Below are 26597 nucleotides of genomic sequence, written 5' to 3'. Positions count from 1 at the left end.
GTGCCCTGGATGATGGGAGAGAGGAGCCCGTCATGGCACATGCGGCACCCACCGCCCCCCGGCGGCACCGGCAGACGGCGGTCGGCACGAGCCACCTGGACAAGGCCGCCCTGGCCCGCCCCCTGCTCATGGGGCTCGTCTACGGCGTCTACGCCGCCTTCATGAAGCGCCAGACGGGGCCCGTGGACGCGGGCAACGTCTTCTACGGGATCCTGTGCGGCGCGATCTTCGCGGCCTGTCTGGTCGCCCTGGCCCGCATCGGCCCCCGGCTGAGGCGGGAGGTGCACGCGGCGATGTACGGAGCCTTCGCGGGCATCGCCTTCGGCTACCTCTACAGCCTCTCCGGCGAGAGCGTCCTCAAGTCCTCCGGCATCTCCCTGGTCGTCGGCGCGGGCGTCGGGATCGCGGCGTTCTACCGCTACTACACGCGTGAGCCGGCCTAGACGCGACGGAGAACACCGCCGCCCCGGTACACCGCGCGCTCGTGCGCGGGTGTCCGGGGCGGCGGTGTGCGGTCGTGGTTATCCCTTGGTGAAGTGGCCGAGGAGGTCGGTGATGACGTGGTTGGGGCCGCCGTAGCTGTTGAAGACGGCGACCTTGCCGTCGGTGACGGGGGTGGTGACGTGGTTGGGGACGGTGCGGCCGGGGATGGTGTTGAGGCTGCTGGCGTCCGTGCGGGTGGCGCCGAAGGCGTAGGCGGTGAGGAAGCCGGGGTCGGTGGTGTCGGTGGCGGTGAGGTTCAGGACCGCGCCCACCGAGTTCGCCGGGAGGCCGGAGATGTTGGTGGTGGCGCCGGGGGCGAGCTTGCCGGTGCTGCGGGTGTCCGCGAGGCGCTTGGGCACGACCGGCGTGAACAGCGCTTTGCCGTCCTTGCCGTAGTAGCCGACCGCGTCCAGGATCACGTGCGTGGAACCGGAGTTGGTGTAGAGGGTGATGGTGCCGTTCGGGCCGACCGGGACGATCGCCTGGTTCGACTTGTCCTTGCCGGGCTCCACGTTCAGGTTCGAGGTGGCCGGACGCTTCGCCGGATCCGGGTAGGCGATGACGTGCGCCTGCTCGGTGGCGCCCGTACCGGTCAGGTTCAGCGCGACCGCCGTGGCGTCGGCCGGGATGCCGTTGACGCCCGCGACCTTGACCGTACGGGTCTGGCCGCCGCCCAGGGCGCCGCCGGTGCTCCGGGTGTCGAGGGCCCGGGTCGGCGCGATCGGGGAGAACCGCTGGCCCGCGTTGGGTTGGTAGTAGCCGACGAAGTCCACGATCAGGTGGCCCTGGCCGGAGTTGAGCTGCGCGAGGATGCTGCCGACGTAGCCGACCGGCACGGTGACGGTGTTGGACGAGGTGCCGCCCGCGCGGACGTTGACGTTCGAGGTCGCCGGGCGGGGCTGGCCCGAGGGCCAGACGCTCAGGTGGGTGTCCTCGGTGGCACCCGTGACCGTCACGTTGAGGACCACCGAAGCCATGCTCGCCGAGTGCTCGTGGCCCTGGAACCTGGTGCCGTTCGGCAGGTCCACGACCCTGGCGTAACCGCCCAGGAGCGCCGCGTTCGCGGTCCGGGTGTCCACCAGGCGGAACGGCTCGGTGGCCACGTAGCCCGAGGCGGCGTAGTCCACCTTCACGGTCCGGGTCGCCGTGGACTTGCCACCCTTGGAGTCCTCGACCGTCAGCGTCACCTTGTACTCGCCCGGCTGCCGGTAGGCGTGGTCGAACCCGCCCATGTCGCCTCGGCGATCGCTCGAGCCGTCCCCGAAGTCCGCCTCCACACGGGTCACGGGCCACGGCGTCGCACTGCCACCGACACCGACGGCCACGGACAGCGGGGCGACGCGACCCAGCGGGCTCTGCGAGGTCGGCAGGACCGGATCGGCGGTGACGACCGCGGTCAGCGGTCCGGCCGGGCCCACCTTGGTCGGTACGTCGTAGGAGGAGACCTCCGCCCCGACACCGTTGACCGCCTTCACCCTCACCACGCGGTCGCCCGGCACGCTGTAGACGTGCTCGACGGAGGTCTCCTTGGTGACCACGGGAGCCGTGCCGTCACCGAAGTCGAAGTGGTACGTCACGCCCGTGGGCCAGAGGGCGTCGACGGCGGCCGTCGCCTTCACGCGCGTACCGGCCGGCGCCCAGGACTCGCTCACCGACAGGCTCACGCTCCGCAGCCGGTCCTGGGTCTCGTCGGAGCCGCGGTCGATGTACCCGCCGTTCTTGCCCGTGTTGGGGACGCGCGGGTCGTCCGCGACCGGGTAACCGCGAATGTCCCCCGGGAGCACCCCCGGCGCCGTCGGATCACCCGAGTCGATGGTCGGCGACCCGTCCTTCGGGCCGACGGCGTCCTCGTCCCGGCTCAGGATGTCGTGCGCGCCCTGGCCGGTGCCGGCCAGGAACGCCGCCGCGGTGTCGTATCCGGTGTCGGCCCAGCCGTAGGGGACCCGCCCGGTACCGGGCTGCCCCACGATCAGAGAAGGTTGTTGAACAGTGCCGACCCGGTCGAGCTGCCGCCGACCGAGATCCCCGCACCACAGCTGCTCTTGAGGGTGTTGTTGGTGATGACCGTGCCGGGCGCGTTCACCACCGAGACCGGCGGGATCCTGAAGCCGTGGATCGAGTTGCGGCTGAGCACCGTGCGCTGGGCACCGCCTTCGACGCGAACGGCGGCGAAGTAACTCCGGCCGGCCCGCACGTCCGTGCTCTCCTTGCGGACCACGAGGGAGGCCGTGTCATCGGCCGTGTGGTACCCGTAGACCCGGTCCAGCGTGACGTCGTGCGAGTTGTCGACGTAGAGGCCTTCGTCGGCGGACAGCCCGCGGACGACCACGTGCGAGGCCCCGCTGATGGTCAGGCTCCTTTTCAGGTACGCGGGGGAGGGGGCGTTGTGCTCGCCCACCCCCTCCCTGGCGACGGCGAAGGTGATCGGCTCGCCCGAGCGGTCGATGGTGAGCGGCTCGGTGTAGGTCGTCTGCGCGTCGATCAGCACCGTCTGGCCCGGCTTGACCACCTTGGCCGCGGCCGAGACCGTGCAGTACGGAATCGCCTGCGAGCCGGTTCCGTTGTCGGAACAGTGTGATTCGGAACGGTTGTTGACGTGAGTGCGGCGCCGCACGACTGGCAAACGTCCTGTCCCCCCAGAGACAGTCGGGCGCACGCGATCCGCAGAAGCGTTTGGTCATCATCCATTGGCTCAAACACGTGGGTCAACGGCCTTTGGAGGGGACCTCACCTGCCGGAACGCGGAATCCCGGGTTCCCCTGAAACCGCCCCTGGACCGTGCTCGCGGACCATGTCCGACATGCTCCCCGGTGCTCGGTGAAACCCGCCCCGAATGAATCCGAATTGCGTGCGAGGAAAGGCGCCGACCGGGTCGTGGGTTACCGGGACCCGGTAACCCACGATCTTTCTTTTGCTTCGCAGTACCGGAGAGAAAACACCTGCCAAACCCCTCCTACCTCCCGCGGCGGCCGGGTCACCCACACGAGTGATGGGCCCGAACGGGGGTGGATTTGCAGGGGGTTGGCTGGCATATGCTCTGGCCGACCACTTGAAAATGAGACGGCCCCCGCCGGGACGGCAATCCCGGACGAGGGCCTGACCAACAAGGAAGCACAACCTTCCCCATGGCTCCTGAGCACCTTAACGCGCGACCGGTCTTCCCGTCCGGGGTACGCCACGCCAACGTCCCCCACACGTCACATTTCACCGTGGTCGGCAACCACCTCGCCCAGCACGCCGAGATGTCACTGACAGCGATCGGTCTGGCCGTGTACATCCAGTCGCTGCCCGGTGGTTCCCCGGTCGGCATCTCCACGCTCGTCAAGCGCTTCACCGAGGGTGAGATCCGCATCGGCGGGGCACTGCGGGAACTGGAGCACCACGGGTACCTGAGCCGGACCCGGGAGCAGTTGCCCGGCGGGAAAATCATCACCCGAACGGTGTCCTACAACCGGCCGGGAGCCACCCCGGAGACAGGGCCGGCGCCGTACAACAGCGCCTCACCCTCGAAGCGGGCCAGGGCTACCTGATCGACAACTACCGATGGCTCCACGCACGCACCGCCTTTACCCGAAACCCTGTCTCTCATACACACCTTACGCTGCCGCGCCCGGACCCGGACCAGGGCCCTGACGCGGCCCCGGCTGAGCTGGCCCGGGGCCTTGCCTCCGATGACGCGGGCGACCACGAACAGCAGCAGCACCAGCGCCATCAGCAGGGCGGCGCAGCCGAAGCCCCGGGCGATCATGGACTTCTCGGGGGACACGACCAGGCTGAAGGTGGCGAGCGGCAGCGACAGTTGCGGCCCGTCGGTGGGGTCGAGGTTGATCCCCGTGGCGATGCCGGAGGTGAGCAGGACCGGCGAGGTCTCGCCGATGCCGCGGGCGGTGCCCAGGATGACGGCGGTGGTCAGTCCGGAGCGCGACGTGGGCAGGACCACCGTCCACACGGTGCGCCACTGGCCGGCCCCCAGCGCGTAGGAGGCCTCCTTCAGCGAGCCCGGCACCAGGCGGATCACCACGTCCGAGGCCCTGATGACGATCGGCAGCATCATCACGGACAGGGCGAGGGCGGCGGCGAAGCCCGACTTGTCGAAGTGGAGCAGCAGGATCCAGGTGGCGTAGACGAACAGGCCGGCCACGATGGAGGGCAGCGCGGTCATGGCTTCGACGATGGTGCGGACGAACCGCGCGTAGCGGCCCGGGACTTCGCTGAGGAACACCGCGCACGCCAGCCCCAGCGGCACCGTCACCGCCAGCGCGATGCCGATCTGCTCCAGGGTGCCGATGATGGCGTGCAGCGCCCCGCCCTGGGTCAGCGGTTCGAGCGGACCGGTGGCCGACATGTCCTCGGTGAAGAAGTTGAGGTGGGCGAGCGCGGACCAGCCGCGCATCAGCACGTAGCCGACGACGAACACCAGGGCCACCAGCAGCAGGGCGGCGACGCTGTGCACGAGCACCTGGGCGAGGCGGGCCCGCACGGTGGCGCCCGGTTCGTCGAGGGAGACGAGGACGGCGTAGAGCGCCATGAAGGCCAGGTAGAGGACGACGGTGAAGCCGAGGGGCGCGTTGAAGGGCAGCACCCGCCCGAAGAGCAGGGCGGTGACGGCGAGCGCGGCGAGGGCCGCGCCCACCATGGCGAGGACGTCGCGGACGTGCAGGGTCGCGGTGTCGCGCCGGTGCTCGGGGGGAACGCCTGCGCCGTCGTGGCGGACGGGCGGGCGGACAGTGGCGGCACAGGCTCCGGCGGCCGCGCCCGCTGGCTCCGACACACGGGTCGCGTCCGTCGCGTCCGTCGTGTGCGTCGTGTGCGTCGTGTGCGTCGTGGCGCTCACGCGTCGGCCCCCGCTCCGGAGCGGCTGCGGGCCACGACCGAGGAGGCGATGAAGTTGACCACCAGGGTCATCAGGAAGAGGGTGAGGCCGGCCGCCATCAGGGCGGACATCCCGAGGGGGCTGGCCGAGCCGTAGCGCAGGGCGATCAGGGCGGACACGGAGATGGCGCCGTTCTGGAGGATGTGCGGCTGGATGACGAAGACCGGGGAGATGATCAGGAAGACGGCGATGGTCTCCCCCAGCGCGCGGCCGAGCCCGAGCATGGTGCCGCCGATGATCCCGCCCCTGCCGAAGGGCAGGACGACGGCGCGGATGACGCCCCACTGGGTGGCCCCGAGCGCGAACGCGCCCTCGCGCTCGCCGGACGGCGCCTGGGCGAAGGCCTCGCGCATCACCGAGCAGGCGATCGGCGTGACCATCAGCGCGACGACCATGCCGGCGATGAAGGTGGAGGAGGTGTAGTAGGTGTTCGGGCTGAGCGGGTCGCGCGGGTCGTCCCCGTCGACCGCGAAGAGCGGGAACCAGCCCAGGTAGGTGGTGAGCCAGCGGGACAGGCCGACCACGTGCGGCTGGAAGAAGAACAGCCCCCACAGGCCGTAGACCACGCTGGGCACCGCCGCCATCAGGTCGACGAGGGTGATCAGGGTCTGCTTGAGGCGGCGCGGCGCGTACTCGGTGATGTAGAGGGCCGTGCCCGTCGCGAGCGGCAGCGCGAAGACGATCGCGACGGCTCCGATGAGCAGGGTCCCGGTCAGGATGGCCGCGACACCGAAGTTGTGGGAGTCCGGCTCCCAGGCGGAGGTGGTGAAGAAGCCCCAGCCCGCGTCCTCCAGGGCCGCCGCGGCGTTGCCTGCGAGGAAGACGCCGACCAGGGTCATGACGAGCAGGACGACGGCGCCGGCGGTGCGGGCCGAGCCGCGGAAGATCCGGTCGGCCGGGTCCGCGTTCTTGGCGAGCGCGCGCGGGGTGACGTGGTCGTCCTCCGGGGCGGCGGGCGGGATCACCGTGGTCGCGGTCATCTCAGGCCTCCCCCGCGCAGGGCCAGCCCCGGCGCGTCGTCGGCGCCGGGCAGCCGCAGTCCGCGCAGCCGCCGGGTGTAGGTGACTCCGGAGGCCACCTGCGCCTCGGCGGCGGCGGACAGGAACAGTTGGAGGCTGTGGCGGCATTCGCGCTGGCGGCGGAAGGTCCGGACGGCGACCGCGACGCAGCTCTCGTCGAGGGCGAGCTGCCAGGTCCAGGCGCCGATGCCGGAGCCGGAGCCCGCGGCCGAGCCGGAGCCCGCGGCCGAGCCGGAGCCGGCGGCCTTGGCGGAGCCGGCGGCCGAGCCGGAGCCCGCGGCCGAGCCGGAGCCGGCGGCCGGGGCCGCGGACGGGCTCGTTCCCGTGGACATGGCCACGAGCGTGGTGACCTCCTCGAGCCGGCCCTGGAGCCGTTCGACGGCGGCGCCGCACGCGGTGAGGGTGTGGTGCACGTACGGACTGCGGCCGAGCTCGTGGTTGTTGGCGCCGACCAGGCGCCAGGTCACAGCGTCGGGCCCGCCGCCCTCCCGCCCCGCCCCGAGCTGTCCCCCCGCCGTCGGCGCGGGCACCTGCCGTCTTTCGACGTCCACCCATGAAACGAACAGAAAACGTGGCTGAGACACCGGGCCGCCCCCCTTCCCACAAGCCGTGCTTGGCCGGAAAACGGCCACCCACCCATGGCCGCGGGCATGACAATCCACGGGGCGGAGGTGTCTGGGGCACACGGATCGGTGAAGCAGAAACGGAGAACATGTGAACGCGTGGCGGGGGCGCGCGCGGGCGCGTTCGACCGGCGCCGGAGGCGAGCAGGCCCGGCAGCCACCGGCTCCGGCAGCGCACGGGGTGCCCGTCGAACCCTTCCCTTCCTGGTGGCGGCGTACACGGCATCCTCACAATCGGCCCCGCGCGGGCCCGGCCGGCGGGTGCGCGGCCGCCTCGGGTCCGCGGGAAACGGCCCGCCCCGCCGGACCCGGATGGCCGAAAAAACATCCTCCGCGTCCAGGCGTGCACCCGGGCCCCCTCGAACGCCTCACATGCGGCCGCCACGACCACCGGGGCCGCCGCGGCCGCCACGACCGCCCGGCCGGCCCGATCGCGGCCCGTGTACGTTCCGTGCGGATCCCGTCCACCGCGTCGCAAAGGAACACGGGGGCACGTAAGGTGACGAGCCATCAGGTCATGTGACCCGGACCCTTGACTCTGTACCCGGCAGTAGCGATTCTCGAAGCAATGCTTGCGCGGGACATGACAAACAACTGTCGGGGCGCTCACGCCCCCGGTGGACTGTGTCCTCGACCGCGCCCTGCGCCGAACCGAGGACGTGAGTGGTGGCCATGACCCGACAACCGCAACCCCAGCCGCACCGCAGACGCAAGCCGATCGCGATCCTGTCACTGCTCCTGGGCCTGCTGGCCACGGTGCTCGGACCCGTCCCGGGGGCCGCCGCCGACCCCGGATGGTGGAACCCCTCCGCGCGGCCCGCACCCGATTCCCAGATCAACGTGACCGGCGAGCCCTTCAAGGGCACCGACGCGCAGGGCAACGTCCGGGGCTTCGTGGACGCCCACGACCACATCATGTCCAACGAGGGCTTCGGCGGCCGTCTGATCTGCGGAAAGCCGTTCTCCGACGCCGGGATCGCCGACGCGCTCAAGGACTGTCCCGAGCACTACCCCGACGGCACCCTGGCGATCTTCGACTTCATCACCAAGGGCGGTGACGGCAAGCACGACCCCGACGGCTGGCCCACCTTCAAGGACTGGCCCGCCCACGACTCGCTGACCCACCAGCAGAACTACTACGCCTGGATCGAGCGGGCCTGGCGCGGCGGCCAGCGCGTCCTCGTCAACGACCTCGTCACCAACGGGGTGATCTGCTCGGTCTACTTCTTCAAGGACCGCGGCTGCGACGAGATGACCGCCATCCGGCTGGAGGCGCAGAAGAGCTACGACATGCAGGCCTTCGTCGACAAGATGTACGGCGGCCCCGGCAAGGGGTGGTTCCGCATCGTCACCGACTCCGCCCAGGCCCGCGAGGTGATCAAGCAGGGCAAGCTGGCCGTGGTCCTCGGCGTGGAGACCTCCGAGCCCTTCGGCTGCAAGCAGATCCTCGACATCGCGCAGTGCAGCAAGCAGGACATCGACCGCGGCCTCGACGAGCTGTACGGGCTCGGCGTGCGCAGCATGTTCCTGTGCCACAAGTTCGACAACGCCCTGTGCGGGGTCCGCTTCGACGAGGGCGCGCTGGGAACGGCCATCAACGTCGGGCAGTTCCTGTCGACCGGCACCTTCTGGAAGACGGAGACGTGCGCGGGCCCGCAGCACGACAACCCCATCGGCCTGGCCCCGGCGGCCTCGGCGGAGAAGGAGCTGCCGGCGGGCGTGGCGGTGCCCTCGTACGCTTCGGGCGCCCAGTGCAACACCCGCGGCCTCACCGAGCTCGGCGACTACGCGGTGCGCGGCATGATGAAGCGCAAGATGATGCTCGAGATCGACCACATGAGCGTGAAGGCGGCCGGCCAGGCCTTCGACATCCTCGAGAGCCAGTCCTACCCCGGCGTGATCTCCTCGCACAGCTGGATGGACCTCGGCTGGACCGAGCGGCTGTACAAGCTCGGCGGTTTCGCCGCCCAGTACATGAGCGGCTCCGAGGCCTTCAGCAACGAGGCCAAGCGGACGGACGCGCTGCGCGACAAGTACAACGTCGGCTACGGCTACGGCACCGACATGAACGGCGTCGGCGGCTGGCCCGGCCCGCGCGGCGCGAACGCGCCGACCCCGGTCACGTACCCGTTCCGCAGCACCGACGGCGGGTCGGTCATCGACAAGCAGACCACCGGCCAGCGCACCTGGGACCTCAACACCGACGGCGCCTCGCACTACGGCCTCGTGCCCGACTGGATCGAGGACGTACGGCTCGTCGGCGGTCAGGGCGTGGTGGACGACCTGTTCAAGGGCGCCGAGTCCTACCTGCGCACCTGGGGCAACTCCGAGCAGCACAAGGCCGGGGTGAACCTCGCGGCGCACACGGCCGCCTCCGCGAGCTCCTCCGAGTGGAACCCGTTCGTCAGCTACGCGCCCGGCCGGGCCGTGGACGGCGACCGGGGCAGCCGCTGGGCGAGCGACTGGAGCGACGACCAGTGGGTCCAGTTCGACCTCGGTTCCGTGAACCTGGTCAAGCGGGTCACGCTCGAATGGGAGCGGGCGTACGGGAAGTCGTACCGCGTGGAGGTGTCCGCGGACGGGGCGGCCTGGCAGCCGGCCTGGTCCACGACGACCGGTGACGGCGGCCTGGACACGGCTCAGTTCGCGGGGGTCCCCGCCCGGTACGTGCGCGTCCACGGAACGGGACGCGGCACGCAATGGGGTTACTCCCTGTACGAAGTCGGCGTATACAGCAGCTGACGGCGCCGAAGGGGGTGCCCGGGGCCGGCCGGCCATCGGGCACCCCCTTCGGGGCGGCACCGAGCGAAGGGGGACCCGTACATGGCACGGATGCCGTTGACCGACCGGCGTACGCAGCTGACGGAGGCGGCGATCCGCGCGATGACCCGCGACGGGGTGGCCCGGACGACGACCCGGTCCATCGCGGCCGAGGCGGGCGTCTCCCTGAGCGTCTTCCACTACTGCTTCGACTCCAAGCAGGCGCTGCTGGAGTCGGTCATCGAGACGATCACCGCCCACTACGTCACGATCGTGAAGGCGGCGATCCAGCCCCGGGCGACGCTGCGGGAGACCATCCGGGCCGGCTTCCAGGCCTACTGGGACCATGTGGCGGCCAGTCCCGGCGCGCACATGCTCACCTATGAGCTCACCCAGTACGCGCTGCGCCAGCCCGAGTTCGGGCACCTGGCCCGCCGGCAGTACGAGTCGTACTGCGAGACCTACGCCGAGCTGATCGAGGAGCTGCGCCGGATCACGCCGTTCGAGCTGAGCGTTCCGGTGACCGTGCTGGCCCGCTACCTGGCGGCCATGACGGACGGGGTGACGCTGAACTTCCTCGTCCTCGGCGACGACAAGGCCGCGGCCGAGATCCTCGACATGGTCACCGACCACGTGGCCGGGCTGGTCCGGCCGAGCTGACCCTCCCTCAGGCTGCCACTCTGAAGCCGGTGTTGGAGGTCGAGCTGTCGGGCGTGTTGGAGCTGCGCGCGGCGACCCGGTAGCGGTTGCAGTACGAGTCGTGGCAGAGGAAGGAGCCGCCGCGCATCGTGCGGGAGCCGTGGCCCGGGCCGAACGGGTCCTCGCACCACTCCCACACGTTGCCGACGGCGTTGTACAGCCCGTGGCCGTTGGGGCGGTACGACTTCACCGGGACGGTGCCGAGGTGCGCGCCGGTGTGGGCGGTCGGGAAGTCGCCCTGCCAGATGTTGAGCAGCGTGCGCCCGCCCGGGGCGAGTTCGTCGCCCCAGGGGTAGCGGCGCTGCTCCAGACCGCCGCGGGCCGCGTACTCCCATTCGGCCTCGCCCGGCAGTCGGGTCCCGGACCAGGAGCAGTACGCCCGGGCGTCGTTCCACGAGACGTGGACGACGGGGTGGTTCTGCCGGGTCGTGACGGACGAGCCGGGCCCCTCGGGATGCTTCCAGCTCGCGCCGGACACCGCCCGCCACCACGGCACTGCGGCCACGGGCGGTGCGGTGGCCGCGAGTTCCTGCCCGAGCAGGCCGGCGAAGACGAAGGAGAACCCGAACTCCTCGGCCTCGGTGACGTGTCCGGTGGCCTTGACGAAGGTGGCGTACTGGGTGTTCGTCACGGTCGTCGGGGCGATCCGGAAGGGACCCACCTCCACCTCCCTGACCGGCCCCTCGCCGTCCGCCGGGAACCCGTCCGCGTCCTCGGTGCCCATGAGGAAGCGGCCGCCGGGCAGGTCGAGCAGGCCGCGCACCGCCCGGGGCGCGGGGAGCGCGGGCGCGGCGAGCAGGGTGACGGCGCCGGCCGCCGGGGACTCGTGTCCCGGGGTGCAGCAGGAGGACATGGTGGCTCCGATGAAGGTTCAGTGCGATGCGATGCGGTGCGGTCCGGCCGGGCGCGGGTGGGCGCGCCCGGCCGGAGGTCCTGGCTAGTGCTGTGGCCGGAAAGGTTTGCCGGGTCGCGGTGTCCGGTGCGGTGCATCGCAAGACGGAGGACCACGCCTCGTACTGGACGTACCGGTGTGGTCCGACAACGCGGCGAGGTGCCGTGCCGGGCGCCGCGACCCGGTGGACCTTTCCGGTCACAGCACTAGCCGACCCGGTCGGCGGCGAGCTGGGCGGCGAGGGCGGGGATGCCCAGGTTCCGCTCCTGTGCGGGGGTGGCCTGGTAGAGCTTGTTGACCAGCTGGTACGGGTCGGCGACGAGGTCGTAGTACTCGCGGAACGTAACCTCACCGGTGCCGGAGACGGTGCCGTTGGCATCGGTGTGCAGCTTGTAGTACTCCACGTACTGCTTGTCCTTGGACACGTAGGAGGACCAGGTTCGGTGGTCGGCTCCGGTGCCCTTCTTCCACCATTCGACGAGCAGGTGGTCGCGGCTGTACGAGGTCAGCAGCGACCTGCCGTCCTGCGGCGTGGTCGGGGTGATCCCGGCGGCGTCGAGGATGGTGGGCGCGATGTCGATGTTGGCGACGATGCGGTCGTCCACCGTGCCGGCCCCGAGGCCCCCGGCGGGCCAGGAGAGGTAGAACGGCACCTCGTGGGCGGGGCTGTAGGGCACGGACTTGGCGGTCCAGCCGTGGTCGCCCCAGCCGAAGCCGTTGTCCCCGATGTAGAGGACGAGGGTGTTGTCCAGCTGGCCGAGGGCCGCGAGCTTGTCCTTGAACGCCTGGACGGTGTCGTCGACCGACAGGAGCGTGCGCAGCTGCTCGGCGCGGATGCGCTTGCCGTCGGCGAGGGTGCCGGTGGCTTCCTGGATGTAGGGCGGCTTGTCGCTCCGGTCGGCCTCCGTGACGGAGGGGCGTCCGTTCCATTCGGGGACGGGGGTGCCGGCGTACTTGGGCTCGGGGGTGCGGGGTCCGTGGTACGCCACCGCCCGGCCCCGCACGCCCACCACCCGCCCCGCTGGGCCGTCGCCTTCGGATCCTGTCGGCCGGGCCCGCAGTGTCCGGTGCCATGCCTGGCAAGGCGGCGTGAGGGGCGCCCGCGCACTGGACGCACTCGGGCGCCCGACCACGCCGCCAGGCGCGGTGCCCGGCACCGCAGGCCCGGCGCCACGGTGCCCGGCGCCGGGCTCGCGCGACAGGATCCGAAGGAGACGGCCCGGTCCACCCGCGGAGCGACCGGCCCGCGGACCCGCTGTCCGCCTTCGGGCGATCTGCCGTTTGTGGCCACGCTCTTGAGCCCCCATCAGCTCTGGCCTTAATGAAAGACGAAAGAAAAGCCGGTCGAGATTCTTGACCGGCCGATCGTGTTACGGGCAAGGTCTCGGGAGAGCGCTCTCCCGTTTCAGGTTCGTTAAAGGAGCCCCATGCCCCCCGGCATCCCCGCCATCGCGTCCCCACGCGGACGACGCCCCGTTCCCGCCCGAAGAGGCATCGCCGGCGCCGTCACCACCGCCCTCGTCGGCACCCTGCTCGCCCTCGCGCCGGCCCCCTCGGCCTCCGCCGCTCCGGTGCTGCTCTCCCAGGGCAAGACGGTCACGGCCTCCAGCCAGGAGCACTACGGCACCCCGGCGGCCGACGCCGTCGACGGCGACAACGCAACCCGGTGGTCGAGCGCCGCCTCCGACACCCAGTGGCTCCAGGTCGACCTGGGCGCCCCGACCGAGGTCAGCCAGGTCGTGCTGCGCTGGGAGACCGCCCACGCCGAGGCCTACCGGATCGAACTGTCGACCAACGGCACCGACTGGTCGACGGCCTACTCCACGACCACCGCCGCGGGCGGCACCGAGACCCTGAGCGTCTCCGGAACCGCCCGCTACGTCCGGATGCAGGGCGTCACCCGCGCCACCGGATACGGCTACTCGCTCTGGGAGTTCCAGGTGTTCGGCGCCGGCGGCGACACCGGCCCCCTCCTGCCGGGCGGCGGTGACCTCGGCCCGAACGTCCACATCATGGATCCGTCCACCCCCGGCATCCAGGCCGAGCTCGACCGGGTCTTCCGGGAGCAGGAGTCAGCACAGTTCGGCAGCGGCCGCCACGCCTTCTTCTTCAAGCCCGGCACCTACGACAACATCAACGCCCAGATCGGGTTCTACACCCAGATCGCCGGTCTCGGCCTGCGCCCCGACGACACCACCTTCAACGGCGACGTGACCGTCGACGCCGGCTGGTTCAACGGCAACGCGACCCAGAACTTCTGGCGTTCGGCCGAGAACCTGGCGGTCAACCCGGCGAACGGGACCGACCGGTGGGCGGTCGCCCAGGCTTCCTCGTTCCGCCGGATGCACGTCAAGGGCGGGCTCAACCTCGCTCCCGCCAGCTACGGCTGGGCCAGCGGCGGCTACATCGCCGACAGCAAGATCGACGGCACCGTCGGCCCCTACTCCCAGCAGCAGTGGTACACCCGGGACAGCTCGGTGGGCGGCTGGACCAACGGCGTGTGGAACATGACCTTCTCCGGGGTCGAGGGCGCACCCGCCAACAGCTTCCCGGAGCCCCGCTACACCACGCTCGACACCACCCCGGTCTCCCGCGAGAAGCCCTTCCTGTACCTGGACGGCCAGGAGTTCAAGGTCTTCGCCCCGGCCAAGCGCACCAACGCCCGCGGCGTCACCTGGGCGAACGGCGCCCCCCAGGGCGAGTCGGTCCCGCTCAGCCGCTTCTACGTCGTCAAGCCCGGCACCCCGGCGGCCACGATCAACGCCGCGCTCGCCCAGGGCCTGAACCTGGTCTTCACCCCGGGCATCCACCACGTAGACCAGCCGATCAAGGTCAACCGTGCGGACACGATCGTCCTGGGCCTGGGGCTCGCCACGATCATCCCCGACAACGGTGTCACCGCGATGAAGGTCGCCGACGTCGACGGCGTCCGCCTCGCCGGCTTCCTCATCGACGCCGGTCCGGTCAACTCCCCGACCCTGCTGGAGATCGGCCCGGAAGGCGCCTCCGCGGACCACGCGGCCAACCCCACCACCCTGCAGGACGTCTACCTCCGCGTCGGCGGGGCGGGGCCCGGCAAGGCCACCACCGCCATGGTCGTCAACAGCGACGACACGATCGTCGACCACACCTGGGTGTGGCGCGCCGACCACGGTGACGGCGTCGGCTGGGAGACCAACCGCTCCGACTACGGCGTCCGCGTCAACGGCGACGACGTACTGGCCACCGGCCTGTTCGTCGAGCACTTCAACAAGTACGACGTCGACTGGTACGGCGAGCGCGGCCGCACGGTCTTCTTCCAGAACGAGAAGGCGTACGACGCCCCCAGCCAGGCGGCCATCCAGAACGGCGGCACCAGGGGGTACGCCGCCTACCGGATGGACGACTCCGTCAACTCCCACGAGGCGTGGGGCCTGGGCTCCTACTGCAACTACACCGCCGATCCGACGATCATCCAGGACCACGGTTTCCGGGCGCCGGTCAAGCCGGGAGTGAAGTTCCACAGCCTGCTCACCGTCTCGCTCGGCGGCAACGGGCACTACGACCACCTCATCAACGAAACCGGGGCGTCCACCGTTCCCGCGGGCACCTCGACGGTTCCGTCGACCGTGGTCTCGTACCCCTGACTCCGCCGCCCCACCGGCCTCCGCCACCCCACCGGCCGGCACCACCGCATCGGCCACCACCGTCCCATCGGCCTCCGCTGACCCGACGGAGTCCGCCGCAACTTCCCCGGGCCGGATCAACCGGTCCCCGCGCCGCGGCCCGGGGAGCACCGCGCACGACCCACCGCCCTTCACACCAGGAGCCGCAATGTCCCATCCCCCCTCCACCGGCACCCCGCCCCGCCGCACGCGCGGCGCGGCCGCCCTCGTCGCCCTCGGAGCCCTCCTCGCCTCCTCCCTCACGCTGGTCTCCGCGCCGGCCGCGGGCGCCGCGGAGACCCTGCTCTCCCAGGGCAAGCCGGCCACCGCCTCCTCCCAGGAGGGCGAGGGCTACTCCGCGTCCGCCGCCTTCGACGGGAACCTCACCGGCACCCGCTGGGCCAGCCAGTGGCGCGACGCCGAATGGATCCAGGTCGACCTCGGCGCGAGCCGCGGCCTCAGCCGCGCCGTCCTCACCTGGGAGGGCCCGTTCGGCAAGAACTACGAGATCCAGGTCTCGGACGACGGGACGAACTGGCGCACCGCCAAGACCGTCACCGGCAGCGACGGCGGCACCGACGAGATCGCCCTCTCCGGCAGCGGCCGCTACGTCCGGATGAACGGCCTGGTCCGCTCCGGCGGTTACGGCTACTCCCTCTGGGAGTTCCAGGTCTACGGCACCACCTCGGGAGAGCCCCCGGCCCAGGGCGCCGTGCGCGTGGCCGGCTCCCAGGGCAACTGGCAGCTGACCGTGGGCGGGCAGCCGTACACCGTCAAGGGCCTCACCTGGGGTCCGTCCTTCGCGGACGCCCCGAAGTACATGCCCGACGTGAAGTCCATGGGCGTCAACACCATCCGCACCTGGGGCACGGACGCGTCGAGCAAGCCCCTGCTCGACACGGCCGCGGCGAACGGGATCCGGGTCATCAACGGGTTCTGGCTGCAGCCCGGCGGCGGCCCCGGCTCCGGCGGCTGCGTCAACTACGTGACGGACGCGGCGTACAAGAGCAACATGCTGACCGAGTTCGCGAAGTGGGTGGACACCTACAAGTCCCACCCGGCCACGCTGATGTGGAACGTCGGCAACGAGTCCGTCCTCGGCCTGCAGAACTGCTACGGCGGCACCGAGCTGGAGGCGCAGCGCAACGCGTACACGACCTTCGTGAACGACGTCGCGAAGAAGATCCACTCCATCGACCCGGACCACCCGGTCACCTCGACCGACGCGTGGACCGGCGCGTGGCCGTACTACAAGCGCAACGCCCCCGACCTCGACCTGTACTCGATGAACTCCTACGGCGACATCTGCGGCGTGCGCCAGGACTGGGTGGACGGCGGCTACAACAAGCCCTACATCATCACCGAGACGGGACCGGCCGGCGAGTGGGAGGTGCCGAACGACGCGAACGGCATCCCCGACCAGAAGACCGACGTCCAGACCGCCGAGGGATACACCACCGCCTGGAACTGCATCACCGGTCACCAGGGCGTGGCCCTGGGAGCGACGATGTTCCACTACGGCATCGAGCACGACTTCGGGGGCATCTGGTTCAACCTGCTGCCCGACGGCCTCAAGCGGCTGTCGTACTACGCGGTGAAGAAGGCCTACACGGGGTCGACCGCGGGTGACAACACGCCGCCGGTCATCAGCAACATGGTCGTCGACCAGGCCTCGCAGGCGCCGGCGGGCGGCGAGTTCACCGTCCGCGCCAACATCAGCGACCCGCAGAACGACCCGCTGACGTACAAGATCTTCCTCAGCGGCAACTACGCGAACGGCGACAAGCGCCTGGTCGAGGCGCAGTGGCGCGCGACGGGCAACGGGACCTTCGCGGTCACCGCGCCCGAGAAGCTCGGAGTCTGGAAGGTGTACGTCCAGGCCGAGGACGGCCGCGGCAACGCGGGCATCGAGACCAAGTCGGTCAAGGTGGTCACGCCGCCCGTGAGCGGCACCAACGTGGCGCTCAACAAGCCGACCACCGCCTCCTCCTTCCAGGCGCAGTACGGTGACTGCCCCTGCTCGCCGGGCAACGCGACCGACGGCAAGGCCGGTACCCGCTGGGCCAGCGACTGGGCCGACCCGCAGTGGATCCGGGTGGACCTCGGCGCCTCCACCGCGATCCGCACCCTTCAGCTGGTCTGGGACCCCGCCTACGCCAAGTCCTACGAGGTGCAGCTCTCCGACGACGGCACCAACTGGCGCACCGTCCACACCACCACGACCGGCAACGGCGACATCGACACGATCAACGTGTCGTCGACCGCCCGCCACGTGCGGCTGAACCTGACCGCGCGCGGCACCGGATGGGGGTACTCGCTCTACGAGTTCGGCGTCTACAGCTGACCGCGACCCGTACGCCGGCGCGGTACTGAACGCGGAGCACCGGTCGACCTGACCCGGCCGGCCCTCCGTACCGGCCCGGCCGCCCCGTCTCGATGACGGGGCGGCCGGGCCGCGGTGGCGTGTTCGGGGCCCGAACTCGGCCGGATCCGGCGCCCGTACGGCTGTCGCGGCCGCGGTGGGCGGGGCTACCGTGGCGGCACTGCGCGGGGACGGCGAAGGGGGAGGGTCTTGCTGGACGGGGCGATGGTCGCGCTGGCGGCTTCGGTGGGGTCGGGCGTCGTACAGGCCGCCGGGACCGATGCGTGGACGGCGGTGCGCAGCGGGCTGGCCCGGCTGCTGGGCCGCGGGGACGGGCGACAGGAGAGCGCCCAGTTGGCACGCCTGGACCGGACCGCGGCGGACCTCGCCGCGGGCGGGCCGGCCGGTGACGGGCCGCAGGGCTCCGCGGGCGAGGAGCGGACGAGGCACGGCGCTGCCTGGCGGACCCGTGTCGAGGATCTGCTGGAGCAGTTGGAACCGCGCGAGCGGGCGGCTGCCGCGGCGCAGCTCCGCGCGCTGCTCGACGAGGCCGCGCGGGCCGTGGGCCCGGTGGCCGGCGGCGTCACGGGAAACGTGTTCCACGACCAGGCGGCGGTCCAGACCGGGGACGGCAACGTCCAGGTGAACCGGTTCGACTCCCGCCCGTGACGGGCTCCGGGCCCGGCGGGGGTGACGGGGGTGGGTGACGGCCCGCGCGATGAGGGCCACCGCGAGGACACCTTCCACCGGCCGGCCGGGGTGCAGCGCGGCAACGAGAACGTCCAGGTCAACATCCACGAGCACCGGACCCGGACGGGCGTCATCTCGGCCTGCGCGGTCGCGCTGGTGTGCGTGGCCACCCTGATCGCCGTCCGGGTGGGCGGCGACGGCCCGGGCACGGACGACGCCGGGCGTCCCGCGGAGAGCTCGACCACGGCGCCGGGCGGAGCGCCGGGCACGGCTCCGGGCACGGCTCCGCCGGGCAGCGCCGGGGCGGACGCGTCGGTGCTCAGCGGGCAACTGGTCAACGGCGACAGCGGGTTGTGCCTGCGCGTGCCCGGCGTCGAGGAAGGCCTCGTACCCGTGCAGGACTCTTGCACCGGCGCCGCGGACCGGACCTGGACGCTGGCCACGCAGGACGGCGGCGCCACCCGCACCCTGCGCAACGCGCACAGCGGCCGGTGCGTGACGGTGGAGGGCCTGGAGAACTTCGCCCCCGCGCGCCAGTTGGCCTGCACGGGCCGGCAGGACGGACTGCGCTGGCAACTGCTGTGGGGAACCGGCGGCCGGGCCGGGCACTTCGTACTGCGCAGCACCGGGAACGCCAAGTGCCTTGTGGTGCAGGGTCACGAGCCGGCCCACCCGGCGCAACAGGCCTCGTGCGGGGAGGAGTACGCCGACCAGTGGTGGCACCTCGCCCCCTGAGCCGGGCGGGCGGGCGGACAGGCAGACGAGCGGACAGGCAGACGAGCGGACAGGCGGACGGACGGTTCAGACGCCGGCGAGGAACTCCCGCACGGCGGCCGCGAAGCCCTCCGGGTCGCCCAGCGCGACGAAGTGGTCGGTGTCCAGGGGCCGGTACGTCGTCCCGTGGCGCCGGCCGACCATGTCCAGCGCCTGCTCGGCGGGCAGGACCTGGCTGCGCAGGCCGTGGACCAGCAGGGCCGGGCAGTCGGTGGCGAGCCACTGCTTCCAGTGGTCGCCGTGGACGAGGTCCTCGGAGTCGACGGTGTCCCCCGGGTGGAAGGGCAGGCGCCAGCCGGATCCGTCGGGCAGCCGGCGCAGCGCCGGAGCCACGACCGGGGCGAGGGGGCCGCAGCCGGCGAGGAGTTCCTCGCGGGTGGGGGCGGTGTAGGGGAAGTTCAGCACGAAGGCGAGGGGGCTGACGCCGTGGTCGGGCAGGTCGGCGGGGCCGTCGACGTCGATGAGGGCCTCCACCAGCTCCGGGTGTTCGGCGGCCAGGTGGTAGGCGTTGATCCCGCCGAGGGAGTGGCCCAGGACGACGGTCCGGTCGACGCCGAGGTGGGCGAGGAGGGCGACCAGGTCGCCGACGTAGCCGGCGCGGGTGTACTCCCCGGCGCGGTCGGAGTCGCCGTGCCCCCGCTGGTCGGGCGCGATCACCCGCCACTCGGGGCCGAGGGCGGCGGCGAGGGCGGTGAAGGAGGAGCCCTCGGAGAGGTGGCCGTGCAGGGCGAGGAGGGGTCGGCCGGCGCCCCCGAAGTCCAGGTGGGACAGGGCGCGGCCGTCGATGGTCAGGGTGGCGCGGGTGGGCTGGGCGGTGTTCGTCACGGGAATTCCCCCTTGTTGGTACCGGTGCGGGCCGACGGGGAAATCATACAACCGTCTATGACGGTTGTTCAATACGCTTGTACATCTCCTGTCATCCTCCCGTGGTGGAGCCGGGGCGGACGATCATCAGGACGGTGACCGTCGCCCACAGCAGGTTGAAGACGCCGGTGAGCATGGCGAGGCGAGCGATCGACCGGGAGGCGGGGCCGGAGCCGAGGTCGTGACCGGCGCCGGGGCCGGGGCCGGGAGCCTCCGCGCCGGCGAGCGCGGCGTCCTGGGCGGGCAGGATCAGCAGGGCCAGGATCGCCGCGGCGGCGGCGGTCAGGAGGATCGAGGCGATCAACCAGCCGCTGCCCAGGACCCCGAGGCTGCCGGCCGTGGCGAACCCGAAGACGGGGACCGCGCTGCCGACGGCCGCGTAGACCCGGCAGATGCGGTGCAGCGTCCGCAGGGTGGTGAGCGCGTCCTGGTCGCCCGGGGCGCGGTGGGCGTGACGCATCGCCTTGGGGAACATGCTCGCGGCGACGGTGACCGGGCCGATCGCGACCAGCGCGGCCAGGACGTGCAGGGAGAGGAAGAGCTTCGCCATGGTCAGTGTTCCGCGCCCGCCCCGACGGTACGGCGCCGGCCGCTGACCTTGGAGGCCGGCAGGCGCCCCGCCTTGGAGGTTCCCGTCAGGGTGTCTCCGTCGACCGTCACGGCGAAGGCCAGGTTCAAGCTCAGGGGCGTGGTGACGGCCTGCTTCCAGGTGAGCCGGTCGCCGTCGAGGGCGACGTCGCCGAGCGGGACGTGCTCGCCCGCCCCGTGGGCGGTCCCGGTCAGGGCACCGGCTTCCCGCAGGAGTTCGACCACGGCGGCGATCCTGCCGACGGGGGTGGAGACGGACAGGTCCCAGATTCCTTCAACGGACATGCTGCTGTACTTCCTTACGGTGCTTGCGGTACGGGCGAGGCGCGCGGCGCGGGCAGTGCGGGGCGGGCAGTGCGGGGCGATGCGGGGCGACACGGGGCGATGCGGCGCGACACGGGGCGCGCCGCGCGGTCATTGCGGGGTCGCGGCGGAGGGCGATCGCTAACTTGCTGTCGGTACCCCCCGCCCCCTTCCCCTCAAGCGACTTCGGAGCCGGCAGTGACCGTTGAGATCGATGAGCTGACCGACCCCGCGGTGCGGGCCTTCGTCGGAGCCGTGAACGCCGGCGTACGGCGGGAGTTCACCGCCACCCTCACCCCGGACGCCACGATGTCGGACGACGGCACCGAGCGCGACCTCGCGGAATGGACCGAGAAGGAGATCTTCGGCGCCGGCGGGCACATGGACGTGGAAACCCAGACGCCGGACGGGCTCGGCCTGGTCGCGAGGTTCCGCAACGACACGTGGGGCGAGATGCGCACGGCATGGCGGTTCAGGGTGGAGGGGGGCAAGGTGAGCCGCTTCGAGACCGGGCAGGCATGAGCCGTCAGCGGCGGTGCCAGACCAGCGTGCAGCGCCAGAACGGGCGCCGGCGCAGCCGTGCGCCGGGCAGGTGGTCGCCGGGCGGTACGTCGGCCGGCGCCTCCCCGACGGTGAACCGCACCGGGGCGGTCCCGCCGGTGAGCCCGCGCGCCCGGGCGACGATCGCGGGGTCGGCGTCGAGGCCCTGGACCGACGCGGCACGCGGGGCGAGGAGCCGGGCCGGATCGCCGCTGCCCGAACCGACGTCCAGGGCGCGGTCGAAGCGCCGGGGAAGCTGCCGCATGATCCACGGGTGGTAGTGGGCGTTGTGGTCCCACGGGTGGTCCGTGTGGAACCGGTCGAGAGCCTGGAGGGCGCGCGGAAGCAGTCGCGTCATGGCCTCAGTCGATCACGGCCGTTCCGGGACCCTCGCCGTGTCGGCGCCCTGAGGATCCCGGCGCCGCGGCTCGACCGGCCTCACGGCCGCGGCGGCTTGCCCGTCAGGCCGGATGCAGCACCATCGTGGCGATCTCGCGCACGCGGTCCAGGGTGATCCCGGTGCGCTGTTCGACGGCGAGCGGGTGGTCGGTCGGCTCCAGCTCGATGGAGGGGCGCTTGCCGACCGGTCGCGTGTGGGCGTTGGTCTTCAGGTCGGTGGTGCTCTCGGAGTAGAGCGCGAGCTCGGTGCTGAGCCAGCCGAAGTACGGCTTCTCGGCCTCACGGCCCTCCGCGTCCCACACCTCGACCGCACGGGCGAAGTTGTCCCTGCTCAGAGAGATCCAGACGCCCCAGGAGAAGACGTCCTGGCCGCCGTGTACGGGTATCTCGATCAGGCCCCTGATGAAGAAGTGCTGGCCCTTGATCACGCACTGGTCGGACGACAGCATGCTGTCCGGATCGCTCTCGAAGCTGGGATCCCAGACGTCGGGGGCCATGGCCGAGTAGCTCATGGGGAGCTCTGCGTGGTGTTCGCCGCAGCACGAGCACGTGAAACCGAGATCGTTAGACATGGCGCGAGCTTAGTGCCGTGACCGTCTGGTCCAGAGCCTTCCCGGGCGACCCGACTTCCGCCGGCGGCGCGAACTGTTCCAGCCGGGCCGGAGCCGAGGCAGCAGCGCGTCGGGGTCGGGACAGTGCGCGGCCTGTTCTCGGGTCGGGGGGTTCGTTGAGGAAGTTTCCGATATATCGTTGACGCATCGCGATGGGTCAGAGATAGTGGAGACATCGCAACAGCGACAACGAGATCACCTGATGAGGAAAGGAGCGCAGTCATGCGTTCACACGGACAGCACGGACACGACCACGAGCACGAGCACGGACGGGGTCACGGCCACTGCGGGCCGGACCGTCGGGAGGAGTTCACGGGGCGGCGCGCCGCCTTCGGGCCGTTCGGGCCGCCCTTCGGCGGCGGGCCCTTCGGTGGGCGCGGCGGCCGCGGCGGACCGCGCGGGCGGGCCCGGCGGGGTGACGTGCGCGCCTCCATCCTGGCGCTGCTCGCCGACCGGCCGATGCACGGCTACGAGATGATCCAGGAGATCGGCGAGCGCAGCGGCGGGGCCTGGAAGCCCAGCCCGGGGTCGGTCTACCCGACCCTGCAGATGCTCGAGGACGAGGGGCTCATCACCAGCGAGAGCGAGGGCGGCAAGAAGCTGTTCACGCTCACCGAGGCCGGTCGCGCCGAGGCCGAGTCCGGCCCGGACGCCCCCTGGGCGGAAGTCGGGCGCGGGTTCGACTTCGAGGCGATGAACGAGGTCCGGACGGCCGGATTCGGCCTGATGGAAGCCTTCGGCCAGGTCTTCAAGACCGGTACCCCCGCGCAGCGGGAGAAGGCCCTCGCCGTCATCAACGACACGCGCAAGAAGCTCTACCTGATCCTCGCCGACGAGCACTGAGCCCGTCCGGCGGGACCTCCCGCACGAAAACGGCGCGCCCCGCGAGTCCTCTCGCGGGGCGCGCCGTCGTCGGCTGTCGTGTGCCGTCGTGTGCGCGTACGGGTGGGCCGGCGGTCAGGAGACCAGGCCGGCGAGCTTGCGGAGCGATTCGTTCAGCGCGGCGGTGGCCGAGTCCTTGAGCTTGCCCGCCATCAGGGAGACCGCGGCGCCCGAGAACTCGCCGTCGATGCGCACCGTGGTGGCCCCGCCGTCCGGGACCAGGGTGTACCGGGTCAGGACCGCCACGCCCATCGGGCCCTTGCCGGTGATGGCGATGACGCGCTCCTCCTCCAGCTCCGAGACCGTCCAGAGGATCTCGGCGGGGAAGCCCATCATCTTCATGTTCTCGGCGAAGGTGGATCCGACCGCGAGGGTCTCGGGGCCGCCCTTCGGGAAGTTGGTGTGGGTCATGCTCCACTGGCCGTAAGCGTCCCAGTCGGTCAGCTGGGACCAGAGCTTCGCGGCGGACGCCTCGATGCGTGATTCCGCGGTGACTTCAGCCATGCGACCACCCCTTCTCGTCAGGTACGTGCGGCGGAAGGTAGTCCCGGCAGACTCAACATTCAAGACTGACGACCTGTCAGATATCGGTGGACGGGCCCGCTGTGCCGCGTCCGGTATCGGGTGTGTCTCAACAGGTGTCATGGTCGTGACGCTCCTGACGAGCCCTGTCATGATGTCCGAATGCAAGCGTCAGGGAGACATGCCGGACTGGGCCTCGCCCTCGGTTCGGCGATCGCGTTCGGTGGTTCCGGTGTGGCGGCGAAGCCGCTGATCGAGGCGGGTCTGGACCCGCTGCACATGGTCTGGCTCAGGGTCGCCGGGGCAGCCCTCGTGCTGTCCCCGCTGGCCTGGCGCCATCGCGATCTCGTACGGCGCAAACCCCTGCTGCTCGCCGGCTTCGGGCTCATCGCGGTGGCCGGAGTCCAGGCCTTCTACTTCGCCTCGCTGTCCCGGATCCCGGTCGGGGTGGCCCTCCTGCTGGAGTACTTGGGCCCCGCGCTGCTGCTCGGCTGGATCCGGTTCGTCCAGCGCAAGCCGGTGACCCGGGCCGCCGCGGCCGGCGCCGCCGTGGCCGTCGTGGGGCTCGCCTGCGTGGTCCAGATCTGGGCCGGGCTGAGCCTCGACCTGCTCGGGGTCCTGCTCGGCCTCGCGGCGGCCTGCTGCCAGGCCTTCTACTTCGTCTTCGCGGACCAGGGCAGCGACGGGGACGACGTGCCCGACCCGATGGGCGTGATCGCGTACGGCATGATCGTCGGCACGCTCGTGATGACCGCCATCGCCCGGCCCTGGCGGATCGACTGGCGGGTGCTGGGCGGCGACGCGGCCCTCGGTGAGGTGATGGTGCCCGCGTCGGTGCTGCTGGGCTGGGTGGTGCTGATCGCCACCGTCCTCGCGTACCTGACCGGTGTGGTCTCCGTACGCAAGCTGTCGCCGCAGGTCGCGGGGGTGGTGGCCTGCCTGGAAGCGGTCGTGGCGACCGTACTGGCCTGGGTGCTGCTCGGCGAGCACCTCGCGACCTGGCAGATCGTCGGCGGCGCGCTGGTGCTGGGCGGGGCCTTCATCGCGCAGACCTCCCGGCCGGCCGCGCACCTGGCGGCGGAGCCGGCAGCCACCCTGGACCGCGATCCGAGCAAGGTCTAGGCTGCCGACCATGCCGCTGACTGTGCTTCCGCCTCCCGCCGCCTAGCGCGGGCGGCCCCCTTCGTACGAGAACCCGGCCCGGGCAGTGCCCCGGGCGGGTCCGCGCTGCCCGCGATGCGATGACCTGCACCATTCATCCTTCACGCACGCGCGGAGATCTCACGTGTCGAACCATTCGCCCGCCATCGGGCGCAGTCTGCTGTACCTCGTCGTCGCCGGAGCCGCCTGGGGGACCGCCGGGGCGGCCGCCTCGCTGCTCTTCCTCGCCAGTGATCTCGGCCCGCTCGCCCTGTCGTTCTGGAGGTGCGCGGGCGGACTGGCGGTGCTGCTCGCCGTACTCGCCCTGCGCCGCCTGCGGGGCGGCGGACCCGGGGCGCGCGACGGCCGGGCGGACCGGGCCGGGGCGGGCGCGGCCCGGGCGAAGCCCTCGGTGGGGTCGCTCATCGGGACGGGGCTGCTCTTCACGCTCTTCCAGTCCGCCTACTTCGCCGCGGTGCGCGAGACGGGCCTCGCGGTCGGCACCGTGGTCACCCTCGGGGCCGGGCCCGTGCTCATCGCGCTCGGGGCCCGGCACTGGATGGGCGAGAGGCTCGGCCGGGGCGGGACCGTCGCCGTCGGCGGGGCGCTGGCCGGGCTGGCCGTGCTCGTCCTCGGCAGCGGCGGCGGCGAGGTGCGCCCGCTCGGTGTCGGCTGGGCGCTGCTGTCCGCGGCCGGATACGGGGCGATGACCCTGCGGGCCAGGCTGCTCGGGCAGCGCGGGACCGGCGGGGACCCGCTGCTCACCACCGTCTGGTCGGTCGGCGTGGGCACGGTGTGCCTGCTGCCGGCCGCCCTGGTGGAGGGGCTGCTGCCGCACACCGGCGAGCCCGTACGGGTGCTCTGGCTGCTCGCGTACATGGCCACCGTGCCGACCGCGCTCGCGTACGCCCTCTACTTCAGCGGGGCCGCCGCGGTGCGGGCCGCGACGGTGTCCGTGATCATGCTGATCGAGCCCGTCGGTGCGGCGGCGATCGCCGTCCTGGTGCTCGGGGAGCGGCTGACCGGCGCGGTGGTGCTGGGCACCGTACTGCTGCTCGCGGCGGTGGGGGCGCTGATCGCCGCCGAGTCGCGGCGCCCGGCGGACGGAGCGGCGGACGGGTCGGCCGAGGGGTCGGCGGACGGGCCTGCCGACGGGCCTGCCGACGGGCCGCGGGAGCGGCCCGCCGACCGGGTTCAGAGCGCGGTGACGTAGTCCGGGGTCGTCATGCCCGGGGTCAGGTCGGCGGCCGGGACCGGAGTCCCGTACGCCGGCGCGACCGGCACCACACCGGACCAGAACGGCAGCCCCAGGTCCTCGGGGTCGTCGTTCGGCCCGCCGGTGCGGAGCTTGGCGGACACCTCGTTCAGGTCGAGGCGGATCACGGCGGTGGCCGCGAGCTCCTTGTTGTTGGCCGGCCGCGAATCGGCGGAGCGGCCCGGCACGACGTGGTCGACGAGGGCGTCGAGCGCCATCCGGCGCTCGTCCGGGTCGGTCACCTCGTAGGCGGTGCCGTGCACGACCACCGAGCGGTAGTTGATCGAGTGGTGGAAGGCCGAGCGGGCCAGGACCAGGCCGTCGACGTGCGTCACGGTCAGGCAGACCGGCAGCCCCGGATCGGCCTTGCCGGCCGCGAGGAGGGGGCGGGAGCCGGTGGAGCCGTGGATGTAGAGGGTCTCGCCGACCCGGCCGAAGAGGGTCGGCAGGACCACCGGCGCGCCGTCGCGGACGAATCCGAGGTGGCAGACGTAGGCCTCGTCGAGTATGGAGTGGACGGTCTCGCGGTCGTAGCGCGCCCGGTCCCGGGACCGGGTGGGGACGGTGCGGTCGGTCGGGGCGTACCCGGCGGCCGCCTCGGTCTCCGCGGCCGTTTCCGTGGTCGGCGTCGTGGCAGGGTTGGCACTCATCGTGCGATCTCCGTTGTATTAGTG

Annotated in this window: 26 protein-coding genes; 12 read left to right on the top strand and 14 right to left on the bottom strand. The window is 71.8% G+C overall.

The features are described from left to right. Positions 1 to 32: 32 nt before the first annotated feature. The gene (locus tag DRB96_RS36085) at positions 33 to 443 is read left to right on the top strand and encodes a hypothetical protein (RefSeq protein ID WP_112452216.1); all 411 of its coding nucleotides are present in this window, start codon (positions 33 to 35) and stop codon (positions 441 to 443) included. A gap of 78 nt (positions 444 to 521) precedes the next feature. Here the strand turns inward: DRB96_RS36085 and DRB96_RS36080 are convergent, their stop codons facing one another. Both DRB96_RS36080 and DRB96_RS36075 read right to left on the bottom strand, forming a co-directional pair. Then, the gene (locus tag DRB96_RS36080; RefSeq protein WP_112452215.1) at positions 522 to 2450 is read right to left on the bottom strand and encodes a PKD domain-containing protein; all 1929 of its coding nucleotides are present in this window, start codon (positions 2448 to 2450) and stop codon (positions 522 to 524) included. A gap of 2 nt (positions 2451 to 2452) precedes the next feature. Further along, positions 2453 to 3097: a hypothetical protein gene (locus tag DRB96_RS36075; protein ID WP_112452214.1), complete on the bottom strand. Its 645-nt coding sequence runs from the start codon at positions 3095 to 3097 to the stop codon at positions 2453 to 2455. Between the two features lie 511 nt (positions 3098 to 3608). Between DRB96_RS36075 and DRB96_RS43395 the strand changes: the two genes are divergently transcribed. Continuing rightward, a complete protein-coding gene (locus DRB96_RS43395) occupies positions 3609 to 4013 on the top strand; it encodes a hypothetical protein (RefSeq protein ID WP_162689124.1) in 405 nt (134 codons plus the stop codon). On the opposite strand, the gene pstA is transcribed toward DRB96_RS43395, so the two are convergent. Genes pstA through DRB96_RS43390 form a run of 3 tightly spaced genes read right to left on the bottom strand, consistent with a single transcriptional unit; the run spans position 3929 to position 6926 of the window. Then, positions 3929 to 5317 (bottom strand): phosphate ABC transporter permease PstA, encoded by a 1389-nt coding sequence (gene pstA / locus DRB96_RS36070; RefSeq protein ID WP_204357904.1) that lies wholly within the window; start codon positions 5315 to 5317, stop codon positions 3929 to 3931. The genes DRB96_RS43395 and pstA overlap by 85 nt on opposite strands. Continuing rightward, positions 5314 to 6336, bottom strand: coding sequence for a phosphate ABC transporter permease subunit PstC (gene pstC / locus DRB96_RS36065; RefSeq protein WP_112452213.1), 1023 nt, complete (start codon positions 6334 to 6336; stop codon positions 5314 to 5316). The genes pstA and pstC overlap by 4 nt, the downstream gene beginning before the upstream one ends. After that, on the bottom strand, positions 6333 to 6926 hold the full coding sequence (locus DRB96_RS43390; RefSeq protein WP_162689123.1) for a hypothetical protein: 594 nt from the start codon (positions 6924 to 6926) through the stop codon (positions 6333 to 6335). Before DRB96_RS43390 ends, pstC begins: the two co-directional genes overlap by 4 nt. A gap of 744 nt (positions 6927 to 7670) precedes the next feature. Here DRB96_RS43390 and DRB96_RS36055 point away from each other — a divergent pair. Both DRB96_RS36055 and DRB96_RS36050 read left to right on the top strand, forming a co-directional pair. Next, positions 7671 to 9740 (top strand): discoidin domain-containing protein, encoded by a 2070-nt coding sequence (locus tag DRB96_RS36055; RefSeq protein ID WP_204357903.1) that lies wholly within the window; start codon positions 7671 to 7673, stop codon positions 9738 to 9740. An 81-nt stretch (positions 9741 to 9821) separates the two neighbouring features. After that, positions 9822 to 10418, top strand: a complete 597-nt coding sequence (locus DRB96_RS36050; RefSeq protein ID WP_112452211.1) for a TetR family transcriptional regulator C-terminal domain-containing protein — start codon at positions 9822 to 9824, stop codon at positions 10416 to 10418. 7 nt (positions 10419 to 10425) lie between these two features. Here the strand turns inward: DRB96_RS36050 and DRB96_RS36045 are convergent, their stop codons facing one another. Further along, entirely contained in the window at positions 10426 to 11310 is an 885-nt protein-coding gene (locus DRB96_RS36045) for a formylglycine-generating enzyme family protein (RefSeq protein ID WP_112452210.1), read from the bottom strand. Positions 11311 to 11555: 245 nt separating this feature from the next. Beyond that, positions 11556 to 12338, bottom strand: a complete 783-nt coding sequence (locus tag DRB96_RS36040) for a sulfatase-like hydrolase/transferase (protein ID WP_239517803.1) — start codon at positions 12336 to 12338, stop codon at positions 11556 to 11558. 438 nt (positions 12339 to 12776) lie between these two features. On the opposite strand from DRB96_RS36040, the gene DRB96_RS36035 reads away from it, so the two are divergent. The 4 genes from DRB96_RS36035 (at position 12777) to DRB96_RS36020 (ending at position 18780) form a co-directional block, all read left to right on the top strand. Further along, positions 12777 to 14975: a discoidin domain-containing protein gene (locus tag DRB96_RS36035; RefSeq protein ID WP_112452209.1), complete on the top strand. Its 2199-nt coding sequence runs from the start codon at positions 12777 to 12779 to the stop codon at positions 14973 to 14975. Between the two features lie 187 nt (positions 14976 to 15162). Continuing rightward, on the top strand, positions 15163 to 17337 hold the full coding sequence (locus tag DRB96_RS36030) for a discoidin domain-containing protein (RefSeq protein ID WP_112452208.1): 2175 nt from the start codon (positions 15163 to 15165) through the stop codon (positions 17335 to 17337). A gap of 228 nt (positions 17338 to 17565) precedes the next feature. Continuing rightward, positions 17566 to 18024 (top strand): hypothetical protein, encoded by a 459-nt coding sequence (locus DRB96_RS36025; protein ID WP_162688925.1) that lies wholly within the window; start codon positions 17566 to 17568, stop codon positions 18022 to 18024. Positions 18025 to 18054: 30 nt separating this feature from the next. Further along, the gene (locus tag DRB96_RS36020) at positions 18055 to 18780 is read left to right on the top strand and encodes an RICIN domain-containing protein (protein ID WP_239516615.1); all 726 of its coding nucleotides are present in this window, start codon (positions 18055 to 18057) and stop codon (positions 18778 to 18780) included. Between the two features lie 66 nt (positions 18781 to 18846). Here the strand turns inward: DRB96_RS36020 and DRB96_RS36015 are convergent, their stop codons facing one another. The 3 genes from DRB96_RS36015 to DRB96_RS36005 all read right to left on the bottom strand — a co-directional run bounded on the left by DRB96_RS36015 (position 18847) and on the right by DRB96_RS36005 (position 20556). After that, positions 18847 to 19644, bottom strand: coding sequence for an alpha/beta hydrolase (locus DRB96_RS36015; protein WP_112452205.1), 798 nt, complete (start codon positions 19642 to 19644; stop codon positions 18847 to 18849). 91 nt (positions 19645 to 19735) lie between these two features. Continuing rightward, the gene (locus tag DRB96_RS36010; RefSeq protein WP_112452204.1) at positions 19736 to 20233 is read right to left on the bottom strand and encodes a hypothetical protein; all 498 of its coding nucleotides are present in this window, start codon (positions 20231 to 20233) and stop codon (positions 19736 to 19738) included. Between the two features lie 2 nt (positions 20234 to 20235). Further along, positions 20236 to 20556, bottom strand: coding sequence for a hypothetical protein (locus tag DRB96_RS36005; protein ID WP_112452203.1), 321 nt, complete (start codon positions 20554 to 20556; stop codon positions 20236 to 20238). Between the two features lie 216 nt (positions 20557 to 20772). Between DRB96_RS36005 and DRB96_RS36000 the strand changes: the two genes are divergently transcribed. Continuing rightward, positions 20773 to 21096, top strand: a complete 324-nt coding sequence (locus DRB96_RS36000; protein ID WP_112452202.1) for a nuclear transport factor 2 family protein — start codon at positions 20773 to 20775, stop codon at positions 21094 to 21096. Between the two features lie 4 nt (positions 21097 to 21100). On the opposite strand, the gene DRB96_RS35995 is transcribed toward DRB96_RS36000, so the two are convergent. Further along, positions 21101 to 21472 (bottom strand): class I SAM-dependent methyltransferase, encoded by a 372-nt coding sequence (locus DRB96_RS35995; RefSeq protein ID WP_112452201.1) that lies wholly within the window; start codon positions 21470 to 21472, stop codon positions 21101 to 21103. A 103-nt stretch (positions 21473 to 21575) separates the two neighbouring features. Continuing rightward, a complete protein-coding gene (locus DRB96_RS35990) occupies positions 21576 to 22085 on the bottom strand; it encodes a DUF2199 domain-containing protein (RefSeq protein ID WP_112452200.1) in 510 nt (169 codons plus the stop codon). 261 nt (positions 22086 to 22346) lie between these two features. Between DRB96_RS35990 and DRB96_RS35985 the strand changes: the two genes are divergently transcribed. Continuing rightward, positions 22347 to 22967 (top strand): PadR family transcriptional regulator, encoded by a 621-nt coding sequence (locus DRB96_RS35985; protein ID WP_112452199.1) that lies wholly within the window; start codon positions 22347 to 22349, stop codon positions 22965 to 22967. 114 nt (positions 22968 to 23081) lie between these two features. Here the strand turns inward: DRB96_RS35985 and DRB96_RS35980 are convergent, their stop codons facing one another. Continuing rightward, positions 23082 to 23510, bottom strand: coding sequence for an SRPBCC family protein (locus DRB96_RS35980; protein ID WP_112452198.1), 429 nt, complete (start codon positions 23508 to 23510; stop codon positions 23082 to 23084). A 180-nt stretch (positions 23511 to 23690) separates the two neighbouring features. Here DRB96_RS35980 and DRB96_RS35975 point away from each other — a divergent pair, with 180 nt between their 5' ends. Together DRB96_RS35975 and DRB96_RS35970 are read left to right on the top strand one after the other, a co-directional pair. Further along, positions 23691 to 24650: a DMT family transporter gene (locus tag DRB96_RS35975; RefSeq protein WP_112452197.1), complete on the top strand. Its 960-nt coding sequence runs from the start codon at positions 23691 to 23693 to the stop codon at positions 24648 to 24650. Between the two features lie 163 nt (positions 24651 to 24813). Next, positions 24814 to 25881, top strand: coding sequence for an EamA family transporter (locus DRB96_RS35970; protein WP_162689122.1), 1068 nt, complete (start codon positions 24814 to 24816; stop codon positions 25879 to 25881). On the opposite strand, the gene DRB96_RS35965 is transcribed toward DRB96_RS35970, so the two are convergent. Further along, positions 25863 to 26573: a pyridoxamine 5'-phosphate oxidase family protein gene (locus tag DRB96_RS35965; protein WP_112452196.1), complete on the bottom strand. Its 711-nt coding sequence runs from the start codon at positions 26571 to 26573 to the stop codon at positions 25863 to 25865. The genes DRB96_RS35970 and DRB96_RS35965 overlap by 19 nt on opposite strands. Positions 26574 to 26597 lie beyond the last annotated feature (24 nt).

Source organism: Streptomyces sp. ICC1 (assembly GCF_003287935.1).
In the GTDB taxonomy this organism is placed as follows: domain Bacteria; phylum Actinomycetota; class Actinomycetes; order Streptomycetales; family Streptomycetaceae; genus Streptomyces; species Streptomyces tritrimontium.
Note: the sequence above shows the minus strand (reverse complement) of the source record. Positions and strands in the feature narration are given on the sequence as shown.

What these genes read in the sequence shown, in the direction of transcription:
- DRB96_RS35965 (WP_112452196.1), bottom strand. Translation starts at nt 26,573, where the DNA reads ATGAGTGCCAACCCTGCCACGACGCCGACCACGGAAACGGCCGCGGAG.
- DRB96_RS36085 (WP_112452216.1), top strand. Translation starts at nt 33, where the DNA reads ATGGCACATGCGGCACCCACCGCCCCCCGGCGGCACCGGCAGACGGCG.
- DRB96_RS36050 (WP_112452211.1), top strand. Translation starts at nt 9,822, where the DNA reads ATGGCACGGATGCCGTTGACCGACCGGCGTACGCAGCTGACGGAGGCG.
- DRB96_RS35990 (WP_112452200.1), bottom strand. Translation starts at nt 22,085, where the DNA reads ATGTCTAACGATCTCGGTTTCACGTGCTCGTGCTGCGGCGAACACCAC.
- DRB96_RS36010 (WP_112452204.1), bottom strand. Translation starts at nt 20,233, where the DNA reads ATGGCGAAGCTCTTCCTCTCCCTGCACGTCCTGGCCGCGCTGGTCGCG.
- DRB96_RS35980 (WP_112452198.1), bottom strand. Translation starts at nt 23,510, where the DNA reads ATGGCTGAAGTCACCGCGGAATCACGCATCGAGGCGTCCGCCGCGAAG.
- DRB96_RS36045 (WP_112452210.1), bottom strand. Translation starts at nt 11,310, where the DNA reads ATGTCCTCCTGCTGCACCCCGGGACACGAGTCCCCGGCGGCCGGCGCC.
- DRB96_RS35985 (WP_112452199.1), top strand. Translation starts at nt 22,347, where the DNA reads ATGCGTTCACACGGACAGCACGGACACGACCACGAGCACGAGCACGGA.
- DRB96_RS36035 (WP_112452209.1), top strand. Translation starts at nt 12,777, where the DNA reads ATGCCCCCCGGCATCCCCGCCATCGCGTCCCCACGCGGACGACGCCCC.
- DRB96_RS36005 (WP_112452203.1), bottom strand. Translation starts at nt 20,556, where the DNA reads ATGTCCGTTGAAGGAATCTGGGACCTGTCCGTCTCCACCCCCGTCGGC.
- DRB96_RS36030 (WP_112452208.1), top strand. Translation starts at nt 15,163, where the DNA reads ATGTCCCATCCCCCCTCCACCGGCACCCCGCCCCGCCGCACGCGCGGC.
- pstC (WP_112452213.1), bottom strand. Translation starts at nt 6,336, where the DNA reads ATGACCGCGACCACGGTGATCCCGCCCGCCGCCCCGGAGGACGACCAC.
- DRB96_RS36055 (WP_204357903.1), top strand. Translation starts at nt 7,671, where the DNA reads ATGACCCGACAACCGCAACCCCAGCCGCACCGCAGACGCAAGCCGATC.
- DRB96_RS43395 (WP_162689124.1), top strand. Translation starts at nt 3,609, where the DNA reads ATGGCTCCTGAGCACCTTAACGCGCGACCGGTCTTCCCGTCCGGGGTA.
- DRB96_RS35995 (WP_112452201.1), bottom strand. Translation starts at nt 21,472, where the DNA reads ATGACGCGACTGCTTCCGCGCGCCCTCCAGGCTCTCGACCGGTTCCAC.
- DRB96_RS35975 (WP_112452197.1), top strand. Translation starts at nt 23,691, where the DNA reads ATGCAAGCGTCAGGGAGACATGCCGGACTGGGCCTCGCCCTCGGTTCG.